12 protein-coding genes and 1 pseudogene are annotated in these 16221 nt (G+C 38.7%); 9 read left to right on the forward strand and 4 right to left on the reverse strand.

Annotation, left to right across the window (positions count from 1 at the left end; translation table 11 throughout):
• Nucleotides 1-994 precede the first annotated feature (994 nt).
• Entirely contained in the window at nucleotides 995-1303 is a 309-nt protein-coding gene (locus DFQ11_RS08670; protein WP_146221512.1) for a hypothetical protein, read from the forward strand.
• A gap of 180 nt (nucleotides 1304-1483) precedes the next feature.
• Nucleotides 1484-1939: pseudogene (tnpA, locus tag DFQ11_RS08675) on the forward strand (IS200/IS605 family transposase).
• A 73-nt stretch (nucleotides 1940-2012) separates the two neighbouring features.
• Here tnpA and DFQ11_RS08680 read toward each other — a convergent pair.
• Nucleotides 2013-2945 (reverse strand): peptidylprolyl isomerase, encoded by a 933-nt coding sequence (locus DFQ11_RS08680; RefSeq protein ID WP_110475456.1) that lies wholly within the window; start codon nucleotides 2943-2945, stop codon nucleotides 2013-2015.
• A gap of 241 nt (nucleotides 2946-3186) precedes the next feature.
• Between DFQ11_RS08680 and DFQ11_RS08685 the strand changes: the two genes are divergently transcribed.
• Nucleotides 3187-3639, forward strand: a complete 453-nt coding sequence (locus DFQ11_RS08685; RefSeq protein WP_110475457.1) for a hypothetical protein — start codon at nucleotides 3187-3189, stop codon at nucleotides 3637-3639.
• 344 nt (nucleotides 3640-3983) lie between these two features.
• Here the strand turns inward: DFQ11_RS08685 and recQ are convergent, their stop codons facing one another.
• Nucleotides 3984-6185 (reverse strand): DNA helicase RecQ, encoded by a 2202-nt coding sequence (recQ, locus tag DFQ11_RS08690; RefSeq protein WP_110475458.1) that lies wholly within the window; start codon nucleotides 6183-6185, stop codon nucleotides 3984-3986.
• A 116-nt stretch (nucleotides 6186-6301) separates the two neighbouring features.
• Here recQ and DFQ11_RS08695 point away from each other — a divergent pair, with 116 nt between their 5' ends.
• The 4 genes from DFQ11_RS08695 to lptB all read left to right on the forward strand — a co-directional run bounded on the left by DFQ11_RS08695 (nucleotide 6302) and on the right by lptB (nucleotide 9293).
• Entirely contained in the window at nucleotides 6302-7267 is a 966-nt protein-coding gene (locus DFQ11_RS08695) for a KpsF/GutQ family sugar-phosphate isomerase (RefSeq protein ID WP_110475459.1), read from the forward strand.
• Nucleotides 7267-8109, forward strand: coding sequence for a twin-arginine translocase subunit TatC (gene tatC, locus DFQ11_RS08700; RefSeq protein WP_110475460.1), 843 nt, complete (start codon nucleotides 7267-7269; stop codon nucleotides 8107-8109). The genes DFQ11_RS08695 and tatC overlap by 1 nt, the downstream gene beginning before the upstream one ends.
• Before the next feature lie 13 nt (nucleotides 8110-8122).
• Nucleotides 8123-8473, forward strand: a complete 351-nt coding sequence (locus DFQ11_RS08705; RefSeq protein WP_110475461.1) for a carboxymuconolactone decarboxylase family protein — start codon at nucleotides 8123-8125, stop codon at nucleotides 8471-8473.
• A 79-nt stretch (nucleotides 8474-8552) separates the two neighbouring features.
• Nucleotides 8553-9293 (forward strand): LPS export ABC transporter ATP-binding protein, encoded by a 741-nt coding sequence (gene lptB, locus DFQ11_RS08710; protein WP_110475462.1) that lies wholly within the window; start codon nucleotides 8553-8555, stop codon nucleotides 9291-9293.
• Between the two features lie 1887 nt (nucleotides 9294-11180).
• On the opposite strand, the gene DFQ11_RS08720 is transcribed toward lptB, so the two are convergent.
• On the reverse strand, nucleotides 11181-12044 hold the full coding sequence (locus DFQ11_RS08720) for a DUF808 domain-containing protein (protein WP_110475464.1): 864 nt from the start codon (nucleotides 12042-12044) through the stop codon (nucleotides 11181-11183).
• Between the two features lie 41 nt (nucleotides 12045-12085).
• Nucleotides 12086-12844, reverse strand: a complete 759-nt coding sequence (locus DFQ11_RS08725) for a CDP-alcohol phosphatidyltransferase family protein (RefSeq protein ID WP_110475544.1) — start codon at nucleotides 12842-12844, stop codon at nucleotides 12086-12088.
• A gap of 143 nt (nucleotides 12845-12987) precedes the next feature.
• Here DFQ11_RS08725 and DFQ11_RS08730 point away from each other — a divergent pair, with 143 nt between their 5' ends.
• The gene (locus DFQ11_RS08730; RefSeq protein WP_110475465.1) at nucleotides 12988-14058 is read left to right on the forward strand and encodes a putative type IX sorting system protein PorV2; all 1071 of its coding nucleotides are present in this window, start codon (nucleotides 12988-12990) and stop codon (nucleotides 14056-14058) included.
• A 7-nt stretch (nucleotides 14059-14065) separates the two neighbouring features.
• Nucleotides 14066-15241, forward strand: a complete 1176-nt coding sequence (locus DFQ11_RS08735; RefSeq protein WP_110475466.1) for a lipoprotein N-acyltransferase Lnb domain-containing protein — start codon at nucleotides 14066-14068, stop codon at nucleotides 15239-15241.
• The last annotated feature ends 980 nt before the right edge of the window (nucleotides 15242-16221 follow it).

Here is a 16221-nt window from a genome sequence, read left to right on the forward strand (position 1 = left end):
TAATTAATAAAAAAAATGATAATGATTAAAACCTATTTTTCTGATCCAATTTTTACGACTAACATCAATACACCCAAATGTCAGCCGCAGAGCGGCGATATATCGATAGCAGACACAATAAGGCGTCAACATTTCAGCCACAGAGTGGCGATATATTAATAACAGGTGCAACATGTCGTTAACAAATAAGCCACAGAGTGGCCACATATTAATAGAACATTTGAATACCCCACGTCCAAAAGCTCTAGAGGAGCGACATATATAAATTCCATATTCAACCACAGCAATAAATATTAATCATAGGTGCAATTGCCCATCCCAACGTTTACCGCAGAGCGGCGATATATTAATAACATATACAATACGGCGTCAACAATTCAGCCACAGAGTGGCGACATATTAATAGAACATATAGACACCCCATAACCAAAAGCTCCAGAGGAGCGACATATTAACAACCCAAATTCAACCACAACAATTCATATTAATCATAGGTGCAAGGTGCAATTGCAAATCCCAATGTCAGCCACAGAGTGGCGATATATTAATAGAACATATAGATACCCCATGTCCAAAAGCTCCAGAGGAGGGACATATTAACAACCAAAATTCAACCACAACAATACATATTAATCATAGGTGTAATTGCCCAACCCAATGTCAGCCGCAAAGCGGCGATATATTAATAGCAGGTGCAACATGTCGTTAACAAATAAGCCACAGAGTGGCGACATATTAATCGATCATATGGATAACCAACAACCAAAAGCTCCAGAGGAGCGACATATTAACAACCCAAATTCAACCACACCAATACATATTAATCATAGATGCAATTGCCCAACCCAATGTCAGTCGCAGAGCGGCGATATATTAATAACATATACAATACGCATCCCAATTTCAGCCACAGAGTGGCGACATATTAATAGAACATATAGATACCCCATGACCAAAAGCTCCAGAGGAGCGACATATTAATAGCAGATGTAACATGTCGTTAACCATGAAGCCACAGGGTGGCGACATATTAATAACGTTCATGCAATTGCGCATCCCAATGTCAGCCGCAGAGCGGCGATATATCAATAGCAAATACAATACGGCGACAATATTTCAGCCACAGAGTGGCGACATATTAATAGATCATATGGATAACACACAACCAAAAGCTCCAGAGGAGCGACATATTAACAACCCAAATTCAACCACACCAATAAATATTAATCATAGATACAATTGCGCATCCCAATGTCAGCCAAAGAGTGGCGACATATTAATAGAACATATAGATACCCCATGACCAAAAGCTCCAGAGGAGCGACATATTAATAGCAGGTGCAACATGGCGTTAACCATGAAGTCACAGAGCGGCGATATATTAACAAAACCCACAACAACACACAACCTATTGATTTTCAAACACATATTTCGTATTTTAATAACCTCAATTGAAATCAACAAATGATATTTCCAAATAACCATGGCAAACACCTATTCACAACTCTATTTCCATATCGTTTTTGCCGTAAAAGGCAGAGCAAACCTCATTAAAACCCATTGAAAAGACGAACTCTACAAATATATTTCAGGAATAATCACAAACAAGGATCAAAAATTAATGATCATAAACGGCATGCCGAATCACCTCCACCTCCTCATCAGCACAAAACCAAATTGCAACTTATCAGATTTAGTAAGAGACATTAAAACCAATGCCTCGAAATGGATCAATGAAAAACGATTCGTCAACGGGAAATTCCAATGGCAAAATGGATTCGGAGCATTTACGGTAAGTCAATCTCAACTCCAAAAAATCACAAATTATATAAAGAATCAGGAAGAACACCACAAGGTAAAATCATTCAGAGAAGAATATATCGATTTCTTAAAGGCTTATAATATCGACTTTAATACCCAATACATATTTGAAGATTAACATCTTCATTTTACCCACAAAAAAACCTCTTAAAAATTAATTTAAGAGGTTCTATATATTTTAAATGAATGTCTTATTTAACTCCCATCAACTCCACGTCAAAAACAAGGGTTGCATTTGGAGGAATAACGCCACCGGCACCTGCAGCACCATATCCTAAATCACTAGGAATCACCAAACGCGCTTTATCACCAACGTTCAACAAGCAAATACCTTCATCCCATCCTGCGATAACCTGACCAACACCAACTTGAAAATCTAATGGCGAATTTCTTTTGTATGATGAATCGAAAACGGTACCATCAGCCAACTGTCCTTTATAGTGTACAGAAACCATATTTCCTTTTTCTGCTTTTTTACCATCACCTTTCTGAATGATTTGGTAACGTAAACCTGATTCAGTTTCTTTAAAACCTGCAGCTAATTTATCTAATTCAGCTCGTGCAGCTTCACGCTCAGCAGCGATACGCTTTTCACGAGATCCTTCAAAAACTCTAAATGCTTCCACCGCGTTAAATTGTTCCGCAGCCTCTCCTTGTCTAATAATCTCAAGCGTTTCAATTACATCGCCTTGTGCAACGGAATCAACCACATCTTGTCCTTCTACAACCTTACCAAAAACGGTGTGCTTATTATCTAACCAATCAGTTGCAACATGAGTGATATAAAACTGACTTCCATTAGTACCAGGACCAGCATTAGCCATGGCTAAAACTCCAGGGCCGTCATGTTTTAATTCAGGATGAAATTCATCATCAAACTTATAACCTGGATTTCCAGTTCCTGTGCCTTGTGGACAACCACCTTGAATCATAAAATCAGGAATAACTCTGTGGAACTTCAATCCATCATAATAAGGAGTTCCTTGTGGTTTTACCGAATTTTCTAAATTTCCTTCTGCTAAAGCCACGAAATTACCTACTGTACCAGGTGTTTTCTCGAACTCTAAACTAACTAATATCTCACCTTTTGAAGTGTTGAATTTTGCGTATAAACCGTCTTGCATTGTATATCTGTGTTTTTATTTAAGATTGCAAAGATAGTGAACTGAGTTATAAGTCTGAAACTAAAAGTGATTAGCCGAATTTGAAATGAATAAAAATGAGGCACTTTGATCACGAATAAGCACGAACCCCACCTAAGACAGACTAAGATGAATGTCGAAACACCATATCACGAGCCCAATTCCACCGCCTACAAATTTGTACTTCTAACAATAAAGCCTAAATTCGCACAAATCAAATTTCATGGCATTTTCTTTATCGAAACTTTTAGGCAAATCTTCTAAAACAGAAACCACTGATTCCGTTGAAGCCATCATAAACGATGTCCAAAACAAACCATTTGGGGTTTCAGAATCCAATGTGCTATACGCAGGTTTGAATGAATTAGGAGGCTATTTCTTTTTCCAAACGGTTATCGTTGGTCAGCTTTCAGTGAAATCTAAGGTCGGTGCGGAACTTTATTTTATAGGAGAGGATAACTTTAAACTCCAACTCCATTCAGATATGCCAGAGTTTGAATCCGAAGGTTCTGATATTAAAGGAAGACACGTCACTAAAATCGATTTTGCTATCGAAGAATCTGATGTCAAAAAATTAGAGAAAGCTACACTTAAAAGCATACAACTTATAGTGAAAAAGCATGATATCGTATTTAGCAAATACGTCGTTCTTGATGCTTCCGACGAGGAAGAATAACAAACGGATGAACTCAGTTACCGCAATATTAACTAAAGTAATAAGATGCATAACCCACCTAACCTCACTACCCCACCAATCCCCTAATCCCTAATTCCAAATCCCTAATCACTAATCACTAATAACTAATTACTATTCCACTACTCCCCTAGTAATTTTAAATCGAGAATCAACCAGCTCCAATTGATAATGAATAAATAGGCTATTAATAATAGTCAACACAATTGAATTTCAAATAAAATAGCCTCAAAAAAAATATCGAGAATAAGATGCCAATGCAACACCATGTTCTCGATACAAATAATCTTATCTATTAAAGAGTATATAGTCTACAAACTAAAACTTTAATTCGCGACCTCACTCATGAACTTAATACGATACAAGCGCAATTCCTCATCATCATAATCCCCATCGAACTCTTCAATCGCATCGGCAATCTTATCACTTTCAGTCTCCATAAAGTAATCATGGATTTCTTCTTGCTGATCTTCATCTAAAATATCATCAATCCAATAATCGATATTCAACTTAGTTCCTGAAAACACAATCGATTCCATTTCCTTTATAAAGGCAGGCATTTCCATCCCTTTAGAACTGGCTATATCTGTTAATGGCAACTTCCGGTCTACGTTCTGAATGATGTATAATTTGATAGCCGAATTGGTTCCTGTCGACTTCACCACCAAATCATCTGGTCGCATAATGTCGTTTTCCTCAACATACTCAGCAATCATAGCAATAAAATCCTTACCGTATTTTTTAGCTTTACTTTCGCCTACGCCGTGAACATTAGATAGTTCCTCTAAAGAAATAGGATATTTTAAAGCCATATCTTCTAAAGATGGATCTTGAAAAATCACAAATGGCGGTACACCTAATTTTTTAGCATTGCGTTTACGCAAATCTTTAAGCATTCCCATTAATTTCTCATCTGCAACAGCCGTTCCTCCTTTTGCAGCAGTGATAATACCATCATTAGACTCTTCATCAAACACATGGTCTTCAGCCATCATGAAAGATTGTGGCGACTTAATAAATTCAGTTCCACTGTCGCTCAATCGTAAAACACCGTAAGTTTCAATATCTTTTTTAAGGTAACCTGCAACAAGCACCTGACGGATCAAGGCCATCCAATAGCGCTTGTCCTTATCTTTACCGACTCCAAAAAAGTCCTGAGTATCAGTTTTATGTGATGAAATAAGGGCGTTAGAATTTCCAATAAGAACTTGAACCAAATCCTTAGCCTTATACTTTTCATTTGTTTTCTGAACCGTATCCAGAAGAATTTTAACATCATCTTGAGCTTCGACCTGTTTTTTAGGGTGACGCATATTATCGTCCATATCGCCGCCTTCACCAGTCGCATTATCAAACTCTTCACCAAAATAATGAAGAATGAATTTACGTCGAGATACCGAAGTTTCAGCAAAGGCTACCACTTCTTGTAATAGCGCATGACCGATTTCCTGTTCTGCAACAGGTTTACCCGACATGAATTTCTCAAGCTTCTCAATATCTTTATAAGCATAATAAGCCAAACAATGACCTTCGCCACCATCACGACCCGCGCGTCCGGTTTCTTGATAATAACTTTCTATACTCTTTGGAATATCGTGGTGAATCACAAAGCGAACATCAGGTTTATCAATACCCATCCCGAAAGCAATGGTCGCTACCACCACATCCGTATCTTCCATTAAGAACATATCTTGATGCTTCACTCGTGTCTTAGCATCTAGTCCAGCGTGATACGGAACGGCTTTAATCCCGTTCACTTGTAGCACCTGCGCTAATTCTTCAACACGTTTTCGGCTTAGACAATAGATGATACCCGATTTTCCTTCATTCTGCTTCACAAAACGAATGATATCAGCATCTACATTTTTTGTTTTCGGACGCACCTCATAATAGAGGTTCGGTCTATTAAACGAGGCTTTAAACGTAACGGCATCAGACATACCTAAACTCTTCAAGATATCTTCCTGAACCTTAGGAGTCGCCGTTGCGGTCAATCCAACAATCGGAATATCGTCACCAATTCGTTTAATAATCGTTTTAAGATTTCTATATTCTGGCCTAAAATCGTGTCCCCATTCACTGATACAGTGAGCCTCATCTACAGCCATAAAAGATACCTTAACCGTCCGTAGAAAGTCAACATATTCTTCTTTTGTCAGCGATTCGGGCGCCACATATAACAATTTCGTGATGCCATTTACAATGTCATCCTTCACACGTTTCACCTCCGTTTTATTCAAAGACGAATTCAAAACATGCGCCACACCTTCGTGTTCAGACACCGCTCTAATGGCATCTACCTGATTTTTCATCAAAGCAATAAGAGGAGAAACCACAATAGCTGTTCCTTCTTTTATTAGCGCTGGTAGTTGATAACATAACGATTTTCCGCCTCCTGTAGGCATAATAACAAAGGTGTTATTACCCGCTACTACGTTCTTTATAACTTCTTCTTGAAGACCTTTGAATTGTGAAAACCCAAAGTGCTTTTTTAATGCGGAGTGTAAGTCAATTTCTGCAATACTCATTAATCCCTATTAGTATTGCAATACTCATTAATCCCTATTAGTATTTTATATACATTTGCAACAAGTTTAAAGATAACAAATTCTTTAGACCTAAAAAACTCAATAAATAATAAGTTTTGAACACTACGCAATCCATTTTAAACACAGCACACAGTACCATTAAGTTAGAGAGCAAAGCTATAGAAAATTTGTCTGATTTACTTACAGAAGATTTTGCAAAAGCGGTAGAATTGATATATAATTCTTCCGGACGTGTGATAATCACAGGAATTGGAAAGAGCGCTATCATAGCTAATAAAATCGTGGCGACACTAAATTCAACAGGAACGCCTGCGGTATTTATGCATGCGGCAGATGCTATTCATGGTGACCTCGGATTAATTCTAGAAAACGACGTGGTGATTTGTATTTCAAAAAGTGGAAACACTCCTGAAATTAAGGTTTTAGTACCACTTATTAAGAATGCAAAAAACAAAATGATTGCCATAACGGGTAATATCGACTCCTTTTTAGGTCAGCAAGCAGATTATATTTTGAATGCATACGTAGAGCAAGAAGCCTGTCCTAATAACTTAGCACCTACAACAAGCACAACAGCCCAATTGGTTATGGGAGATGCTTTAGCTATTTGTTTATTAGAGCTACGTGGGTTCTCGAGTAGAGATTTTGCTAAATACCATCCAGGTGGTGCTTTGGGAAAACGCCTTTATTTAAGAGTAAACGATTTGTCTTCTCAAAACCAGAAACCTCAAGTCGGACTAGAAACATCTTTAAAAGAAGTGATTGTAGAGATTACCGAGAAGATGTTAGGCGTTACTGCTGTGGTAGACAATGATGAGATTGTTGGTATCATTACCGATGGTGATTTAAGACGTATGTTGAGTAAGAGTGACGACTTCATGAGCTTAAAAGCAAAAGATATCATGAGTAAAAATCCAAGACGAATTTCTGAAGACGCTATGGCGGTGGATGCTAAAGAAGTGATGGAAGAATTCGGGATTTCTCAATTATTAGTAGAACACGACGGAAAATACTCAGGCGTGGTTCATCTTCATGATTTAATAAAAGAAGGCATTATATAATGGCGAAAAAACAAGTGGATGAGATGTCTTTCCTAGACCATCTCGAAGAATTAAGATGGCATTTAATAAGAGCAACTTTAGGGATTGTTATTGCCGGAATCTTAGCTTTTATATTTAAGAAATTTATATTCGATGTAATCATTTTCGGCCCAACACATATGAGCTTCCCAACTTACGAAGCCTTATGTAATATGTCCCGATTCTTAGGCATGTCGGACACCACCTTTTGTGCTGAAAAATTCCCATTTATCATTCAAAACAGAACCGTTGCCGGACAGTTTTCAGCACATATATGGACCTCCATTTATGCAGGATTTATAATTGCTTTCCCTTATGTTCTCTACCAACTGTGGAGTTTCATAAGTCCAGGTTTAAAGACCAATGAACGTAAAAACTCGAGAGGCTTCCTAATCATTGCATCCTTATTATTCTTTTTAGGCGTGCTTTTCGGATACTATATTATTACACCATTATCAATTAACTTCTTAGCCAACTATCAAATATCGGATCAAATCTCTAATGAGTTCGACATTAGCTCTGTAATCGCCATTGTGCGTTCCTCCGCTCTTGCCTCAGGATTTGTATTCGAATTACCTATAATTATTTACTTCTTAACTAAAGTTGGACTTGTAACACCACAGGTATTAAGAAAGTATAGAAAATTTGCCTTAGTAATTGTACTGATATTATCAGCAGTCATTACCCCTCCAGATATCGCGAGTCAAGTGATTGTGGCCATTCCTATATTATTATTGTACCAAATAAGCATCTATATTTCGGCCATTGTGGTAAGAAACCAAAAGCGAAAAGAAGCCAAAGCGAAGAAGAAATCTAAAAGTTAAAACCTAAGAAGCTATGTCAGATATTGTAAAAGAATTCAATGCATATCGTGCTAAAATGAATGATAAAATCTTAGCCGATAACAATAAAATAGTAAAGCGAATTTTTAACCTAGATACCAACGCTTATCAAGAGGGCGCACTAGATAAAAAGACAAAGGAACTTTTAGGCTTAGTCGCATCTACAGTTTTACGTTGTGACGACTGTGTGAAATACCACCTTGAAGCATCTTATAATGAAGGGTTAAGCAAAGAAGAAGTTAGTGAAGCTTTAGGCATTGCCACTTTAGTGGGCGGAACCATTGTCATTCCACATTTAAGACGCGCTCATGAATATTGGGAGGCCTTAGAACAACAAGAATCCTAAGGTTAAACTTTTAATAAATGATAGCCAAAGCGAATAGAATCTATATGATTTTATTAATTTTAGCCTTCTAAGAAACACTATGAAGTTAAGAGCAGAACATTTAATGAAGTCCTACGGTGGACGAAAAGTGGTAAAGGATGTCTCTTTAGAGGTAAATCAAGGGGAGATTGTTGGATTATTAGGGCCTAATGGTGCTGGTAAAACCACATCTTTCTATATGATCGTAGGGATTATTAAACCTAACGGCGGAAATATTTACTTAGACGACACCAATATCACCAAATTTCCAATGTACAAACGTGCACAAAATGGTATTGGTTATTTGGCTCAAGAAGCTTCTGTGTTTAGAAAATTAAGTATTGAAGATAATATCCTAAGTGTTCTTCAGCTGACGAAGTTAAGCAAGAAAGAACAACATATAAAGATGGAATCACTCATCGAAGAGTTCAGCTTAGGTCATATTAGAACCAACCGTGGGGACTTACTATCTGGAGGTGAACGTCGTCGTACGGAAATCGCTCGTGCTTTAGCTACCGATCCCAACTTCATTTTATTAGATGAACCATTCGCGGGAGTCGACCCAGTAGCGGTTGAAGATATCCAACGCATCATTGCCAAACTCACCAAGAAAAATATCGGTATTCTTATTACCGATCATAACGTACAAGAAACTTTAGCCATTACCGACAGAACCTACCTCATGTTCGAAGGAGGCATTTTAAAAGCTGGTAAACCAGAAGAACTAGCAGAAGACGAAATGGTTAGAAAAGTCTACTTAGGTCAAAACTTTGAACTAAGAAAAAAGAAACTAGAGTTTTAAGCTTAAAAAACTAAAGGCATTTCACCCCCAAAGTAACACCAAAAAAATTATCAGTTCGAGTAAAATTCTAACAGGAATCTCGTATCAAAAACTATTGAACCTAGGAGTTGTTACTCAGAGATTCACAGTGTGAACGCAGAGACTCACGAAGGTTTGTTGGAAGCTAGAAGCTAGAACCTCGAAGCTAGAACTTTTCGACTAAAAACTATCAACTAATCAACTCACAACAGACAACTCACAACTAACAACTCCTCACTTTTCACTTTTCACTTTTAGTTTTTCACTTTACTAATCCACTAATCCCTAATCCCAAATACCTATTCCACTATTCCCTAATCCCTAATACCTCATCGCCGATTGTCAGTTCGAGTAAAATTCTAACAGGAATCTCGTATCGAGAACTATTGGAATTAAGCCGTTACACAGAGACTCGCAGAGAGAACGCAGAGTCTCACGGAGATTTGTTTGAAGCTGGAAGCTCGATGCTCGAAGCTGGAGGTTGGAAGCTCGAAGCTAGAAGTTGGACATAGAAAACTAACATTAATGGCTAAAATCGGTTAACGTTTCACACCACCTCACCGCCCCACTCCACTGCATCACCGATTCACTGCATTACCGCCTCACTCCCTAATCCCAAATACCTAATACCTATTCCACTATTCCCTAATCCCCAATCCCTAAAAACTAGAAAGACCTCGGAAACTCGAAACTAGGAGTTGTTACTCAGAGATCCACAGAGTGAACACAGAGACTCACGGAGTTTTATTTGAAGCTCTAAGCTCGAAGCTAGAACTTTTCGACTAAAAACTATCAACTAATCAACTCACAACAGAGAACTCACAACAGACAACTCACAACTAACAACTCCTCACTTTTCACTTTTCCCTTTTCACTCCCATTCCCTAATCCCTAATCCCCAATTCCTAATCACTAATCACTAATGACTAATGACTACAAACTAGAATCTAGACCTCGGATACTAAAAGCAAGCTGTTACACAGAATCACACATAGCTCCTCGAAGAAAAACCAACCCAAGCAAATAAGAAAGTCCCAAATTTCGACAGCGTCGAAAGCTCAATTTGCAGAAATAAAGAGCGAAGAAACGGAACTGCGAAGCGCAGCTTCAAGCATGTAGTATCGATAGCGAATGGTGCGAATACCTTAAATAAATATAAGCGATATGAGTAATTTCCTCAAATTGATATGATTTTTTGGTTCGTTTTGCATCAAGGCAAAATGAACGTAGTAAATGCATGTCAGCCCCAGTGCTCCGATTGAGCGAGAAATGTATCAAGAATCTTTGAACCTAGGAGTTGTTACTCAGAGACTCGCAGAAAGAACACAAAGTTTCGCAGAGGTTTGTTGGAGGTTGGAAGCTCGATGCTCGAAGCTAGAGGTTGGATGCTCGAAGCTAGAAGTTGGACATAGAAAACTAACATTAATGGCTAAAATCGGTTAACGTTTCACACCACCTCACCGCCCCACTCCACTGCATCACCGATTCACTGCATCATCGATTCACTGCATTACCGCCTCACTCCCTAATCCCTAATCCCAAATACCTATTCCACTATTCCCTAATCCCCAATCCCTAAAAACTAGAAAGACCTCGGAAACTCGAAACTAGGAGTTGTTACTCAGAGATCCACAGAGTGAACACAGAGACTCACGGAGTTTTATTTGAAGCTCTAAGCTCGAAGCTAGAACTTTTCGACTAAAAACTATCAACTAATCAACTCACAACAGACAACTCACAACTAACAACTAACAACTCCTCACTTTTAACTTTTCCCTTTTCACACCGCCTCACCATATCACCACCTCACCATATCACCGTCTCACCAACTCACCAACTCACCGAATCACCAACTCACCGCCTAACAACTCACCGCCTAACCCACTTCACCCCATTAACCACCACCAAACAAACCGCACCAGCAGCCAAGCCAACAATAAAATCACGTAAAATCGAAGGAATCCCCTCCAAGAAATGATGTAAGTATTCAATATTATGAACAAAAATACCACCAGCCACTAAAATCAGAGCAATGGTTCCAATAACCGACAAACTCTTTATCACCCATGGTAAAGCATTAACAAGAAAAGTACCAATACTAAATAAAAACCCTTTATTATCATCACTCTTTTCTATCAGACGCAAACCAAGATCATCCATACGAACAATCAAAGCCACAATCCCATAAACCCCAACGGTAGCGATTAAGGCCACAATAGTCACCACAATAATTTGGTTCAACAATGGAATATTCACCACCGTGCCTAAAGCAATAATGACTATTTCAACAGATAGAATGAAATCGGTGATTATGGCCGACTTCACCTTCGCCTTCTCTTGTTCTAAACGTTCTTCTGGCGTGTAATCCGTTTTTAAATCCGTAACCACCGCCTTTTCATGAGGCACTATATATTCATAAATTTTCTCGGCACCTTCATAAGCTAGGTACAAACCACCAATCATTAATATCACAATCACCGACCACGGTAAAAAGGCACTCAACAGAAAAGCCAAAGGGAGAATAATCAGCTTGTTAATAAAAGAACCTTTAGTAATCGCCCAAAGCACAGGAATCTCACGAGACGACACAAAGCCTGAGGCTTTTTCTGCATTTACCGCCAAATCATCCCCTAAAATCCCAGCAGTTTTTTTAGTCGTTATTTTGGTCATTGCAGCAACATCGTCCATAATTACCGCGATATCGTCTAATAATGCAAAAAATCCTGAAGCCATTTAGTGAGGTGTTTAGGTGAGGTATAAAGTTGAAATTGGAATTATGCGATTTTGGAAGCCGTTAATAACGAAAGCAATATATACAAGGCTATAATTAAAGGAATCGCGGCAAACTGCAACACGACTAATAATATAACACTCAATATCAAAAATATATAACGAATGGAATTATCTCGAAACCCATAATTCTTAAACTTCAAAGCAAACAACTTAATGTTCGAGTTAAGTAGATAACAGCTCAACAGTGTCAGGCCGATTAAAAACCATTTATTGATGATAATAGAATTCATCAAATCACTATTCTGGTACTCTAAAATCAAAGGCAGTGACATAATCACCAACGTATTAGCCGGAACCGGCAAACCTTTAAAATAACTTTGCTGATCCTCATCCAAATTAAACTTAGCCAAGCGATAAGCCGATGCCAAAGCAATAAACAAGCCTATAAGCGGTAATACCGACATCTTAAACCCTTGCCAATGGAAAATAGAATTCCAACTATCGCTATAGGTTGAATAATCCGGAGCATCGACTGTTAAAGAAATTAATTTAAACATCACAATGCCGGGCACAACACCACTCGTCACCAAATCCGCCAGAGAGTCCAGCTGAATCCCTAAGGGACTTTGCACATTTAGTTTACGAGCTAATAGCCCATCAAAAAAGTCGAAAAATATACCCAAAAACACGAACATAGCAGCGGCGATAAAATTGCCGTATACCGCAAAAATGATAGCAATACAACCTGAAAGTAAATTCAGAAGAGTAACAATATTAGGAATGTGACGTTTAAGACTCATAATTTTAATTTTTGTAAAAATATAAAAGTATTTGCGTCTAATCTTAATATTTTTCAATTTGACATAAAAGAAAACAATAAGAACAGGCATTTGCAGTTAAATAGATAGGAAAATATTATGCATCTTTGTAAAAATTTTTGCTGTTGAAAAATTACTATGTAATTCTCTTAACACTTACTACGCTTTTCACTTCGGCACAAACCGCAAGAAAATATTCAAATGAATTTATGAATATTGGGGTCGATGCTGCCGCTTTGGGCATGAGTAATGCTGTTGTATCACAAACCTCAGACGTAAATGCTGGATATTGGAATCCAGCCGGTTTGGTGCACCTAGAAGACAATCAGCTTTCCCTAATGCATTCCAGTTACTTTGCCAATATCGCCAATTACAACTATATCGGCTATGCCATGCCTTTAGATGATAGAAGCGCCGTAGGCATCTCATTAATTCGGTTTGGTGTAGATGATATTTTAGATACCACACAGCTTATTGACGATCAAGGGAATATTAACTACGACCGAATAAGTACTTTTTCTACAGCCGATTACGGACTTACCTTTTCCTACGCTAGAAAACTCCCTTTAGATGGGTTGAATTTTGGGGTGAATGCAAAAATCATCCGTCGTATTATTGGAGACTTTGCCTCTTCATGGGGATTTGGTTTAGATGCCGGTATTCAGTTTGAAGGAAATAACGGGTGGAAGTTCGGCTTGATGGCTAGAGACATCACAACCACCTTTAATGCCTGGTCTATCGACGAAGAAAAATTCGAACAAATTAGTGGCGCGGTGGAAGGTGAAAATCAGGAGCTACCTGAAACTACCGAAATTACCATTCCAAAGTTGCAATTAGGCATGTCGAAGAAATGGATCTTCAATTACGACTACTCCCTTTTAGCGGCCGCCAACTTAAATATGCGTTTTGTAGAAAATAACGATATCATTTCCACTTCCTTTGCCAGTATTGACCCCGCTTTAGGCTTTGAATTCGGTTATACCGATTTGGTCTTTTTAAGAGGTGGTGTAGGGAATTTTCAGAACGAACTACAAATCGATAATTCAGAGCAACTCACCTTTCAACCTAACTTTGGAGTCGGATTTAAATACAAAGGCATTCAAATCGACTATGCTTTTACAGACATTGGCGACCAAAGTGCGGCTTTATATTCTAATGTGTTTTCTCTAATCATAGACTTCAGCGTCTTTAGATAGTTTCCTTATGAAAATAAAATTACTTTTTATAACCCTTCTTTTAACGGTGGTTTCAGCATTTGCACAACAGATACAATTATCTCCAGATGCAAAAGTTTCGGTGTTAACCATGGGACCAGGTGAATCTTTAAACGATGCCTTCGGACATAATGGCTTCAGAATTTCAGATAAAAACCTCGGCTTAGATGTGGTCTATGGCTATGGCGAATACGATTTCGATGCGCCTAACTTCTACCTTAAATTCGCCCAAGGGAAATTAAACTACCTGATTAGCAGACACCATTTTTCAAACATCTACAACCACTATTCAGCCGCTAACAGAACCATCACAGAGCAGGTGCTCAATCTTTCTACGGAAGAAAAACAAAAGCTATTCAACTATCTTGAAAACAATTATAAGCCAGAAAACAGACGTTATTTATACGACTTCTTCTATGATAATTGTGCCACACGAATCCGCGATGTGTCTTTAAAAGCAACGGATAGAGACATTAAGTTCAACGCGCCTGACGATGCAGAGCTGAAGACCTTCAGATCCTTAATTCACGATCATGTAGGCTTAAACACTTGGGGCAGTTTCGGGATTGATATCGCCTTGGGTTCTGTGATTGATAGACCAGCTTCGGCTTACGAGCACATGTTCCTCCCTGCTTATATTAATACCTATTTTGAAAATGCCACTATTGGTGGTTCAGAGCAATTAGTTCAAAGTTCAAGCATACTCTACAAGAAAAAGGAAAACCAAGACTCCGCAAGCTTTTTATTTAGCCCATTGATGATTATGGGGCTATTAGCGATTCTTATCCTATTCATCACCTATAAGGACTTCAAAAACAACAGTCGAAGCAAGTGGTTAGACCTAACGCTCTTCACCCTAACAGGCCTCATTGGTTTCCTGATTTTATTCCTATGGTTCGCTACAGACCATACCGCAACCGCACATAACTATAATGTCTTATGGGCCTTTCCATTAAACCTCTTTGCGATGAGTCAGTTGCTAAAACCAAAAGCAAGCCAATGGTTCAACCGCTATTTGAAGTTCCTTATCATCATGCTATGTCTAATGACGATGCATTGGCTCATCGGGGTTCAAGTCTTTGCCATAGGCCTGATGCCATTATTAATCGCTTTACTGATAAGATACATCTACTTAGTCCGATTCTATAACCAACCATCGAAATAAGCCTATTCCATTTTCCAACTTTAACCTTTTCTCCCCTCTGAAGTCTATATCAAAAACCTAGTGGTATAGCCCTCAGCCAACTTACTTTTGCCTTCATTTTAAGGTAAAATACAAGCTATTTTTCTCATAAAACGAACATACCCTTTATTCGAAGTCACTTCGGAGTCAATACGGAGTCAATTGGGAGTGAGGGGGTGATGCGGTGAGTTGGTTATGCAGTGAGGTGGTGTGAAAAGAATTTTAGTTGGTAGACGTTAGTTTTTAGTCGGAAAGTTCTAGCAGCGAGCATCCAACTTCGAGCCTCCAGCATCCAACTTCCAACAAACCTCCGTGACTCTCCGCGCCTCCTCTATAAATCTCCGCGTAACAACTTCGAGCATCCAACTTCTAGCCTCGAGCTTCCAACTTCTAGCATCCAGCTTCGAGCATCCAACCTCCAATAAACCTCCGCGAACCCGTATCTCCCAACTACCAACTAAATACTACCACCTAATGACTTCCCACTGTCACCTCGAGTGAAATTCCAACTGGAATTTTGTATCGAGAGGCAATTACATAAAAACTTAGTCTCCGCGAACCTCCGCGCCTCCTCTATAATTCTCTGCGTAACAGCTTCCAACTTCCAACTTCCAATCGTCTAGATTCTAAATTTGAGTTATGTGTCGACTGTTGTGATTTGAATGGGATTAGGCATTAGGTATTAGGAAATAGGTATTAAGGATTAGGGAGTTGAAGTGAAACGGGAAGAGTAAAAAGTCTTTAGTTTGTAGACGTTAGTTTTTAGTCGGAAAGTTCTAGCAACGAGCTTCCAACTTCGAGCCTCCAACTTCCAACAAACCTCCGTGACTCTCCGCGTGCCCTCTGCGAATCTCCGCGTAACAACTTCGAGCATCCAACTTCTAGCTTCGAGCCTCCAACTTCCAACAAACCTCCGTGACTCTCCGCGTCTCCTCTGCGAATCTCCGCGTAACAACCTCCAA

Origin of the sequence: Winogradskyella epiphytica, from assembly GCF_003217215.1 — a bacterium.
GTDB lineage: Bacteria > Bacteroidota > Bacteroidia > Flavobacteriales > Flavobacteriaceae > Winogradskyella > Winogradskyella epiphytica.

What these genes read in the sequence shown, in the direction of transcription:
- DFQ11_RS08685 (WP_110475457.1), top strand. Translation starts at nt 3,187, where the DNA reads ATGGCATTTTCTTTATCGAAACTTTTAGGCAAATCTTCTAAAACAGAA.
- DFQ11_RS08725 (WP_110475544.1), bottom strand. Translation starts at nt 12,844, where the DNA reads ATGAGTCTTAAACGTCACATTCCTAATATTGTTACTCTTCTGAATTTA.
- recQ (WP_110475458.1), bottom strand. Translation starts at nt 6,185, where the DNA reads ATGAGTATTGCAGAAATTGACTTACACTCCGCATTAAAAAAGCACTTT.
- DFQ11_RS08735 (WP_110475466.1), top strand. Translation starts at nt 14,066, where the DNA reads ATGAAAATAAAATTACTTTTTATAACCCTTCTTTTAACGGTGGTTTCA.
- DFQ11_RS08705 (WP_110475461.1), top strand. Translation starts at nt 8,123, where the DNA reads ATGTCAGATATTGTAAAAGAATTCAATGCATATCGTGCTAAAATGAAT.
- tatC (WP_110475460.1), top strand. Translation starts at nt 7,267, where the DNA reads ATGGCGAAAAAACAAGTGGATGAGATGTCTTTCCTAGACCATCTCGAA.
- DFQ11_RS08680 (WP_110475456.1), bottom strand. Translation starts at nt 2,945, where the DNA reads ATGCAAGACGGTTTATACGCAAAATTCAACACTTCAAAAGGTGAGATA.
- lptB (WP_110475462.1), top strand. Translation starts at nt 8,553, where the DNA reads ATGAAGTTAAGAGCAGAACATTTAATGAAGTCCTACGGTGGACGAAAA.
- DFQ11_RS08670 (WP_146221512.1), top strand. Translation starts at nt 995, where the DNA reads ATGTCGTTAACCATGAAGCCACAGGGTGGCGACATATTAATAACGTTC.
- DFQ11_RS08720 (WP_110475464.1), bottom strand. Translation starts at nt 12,044, where the DNA reads ATGGCTTCAGGATTTTTTGCATTATTAGACGATATCGCGGTAATTATG.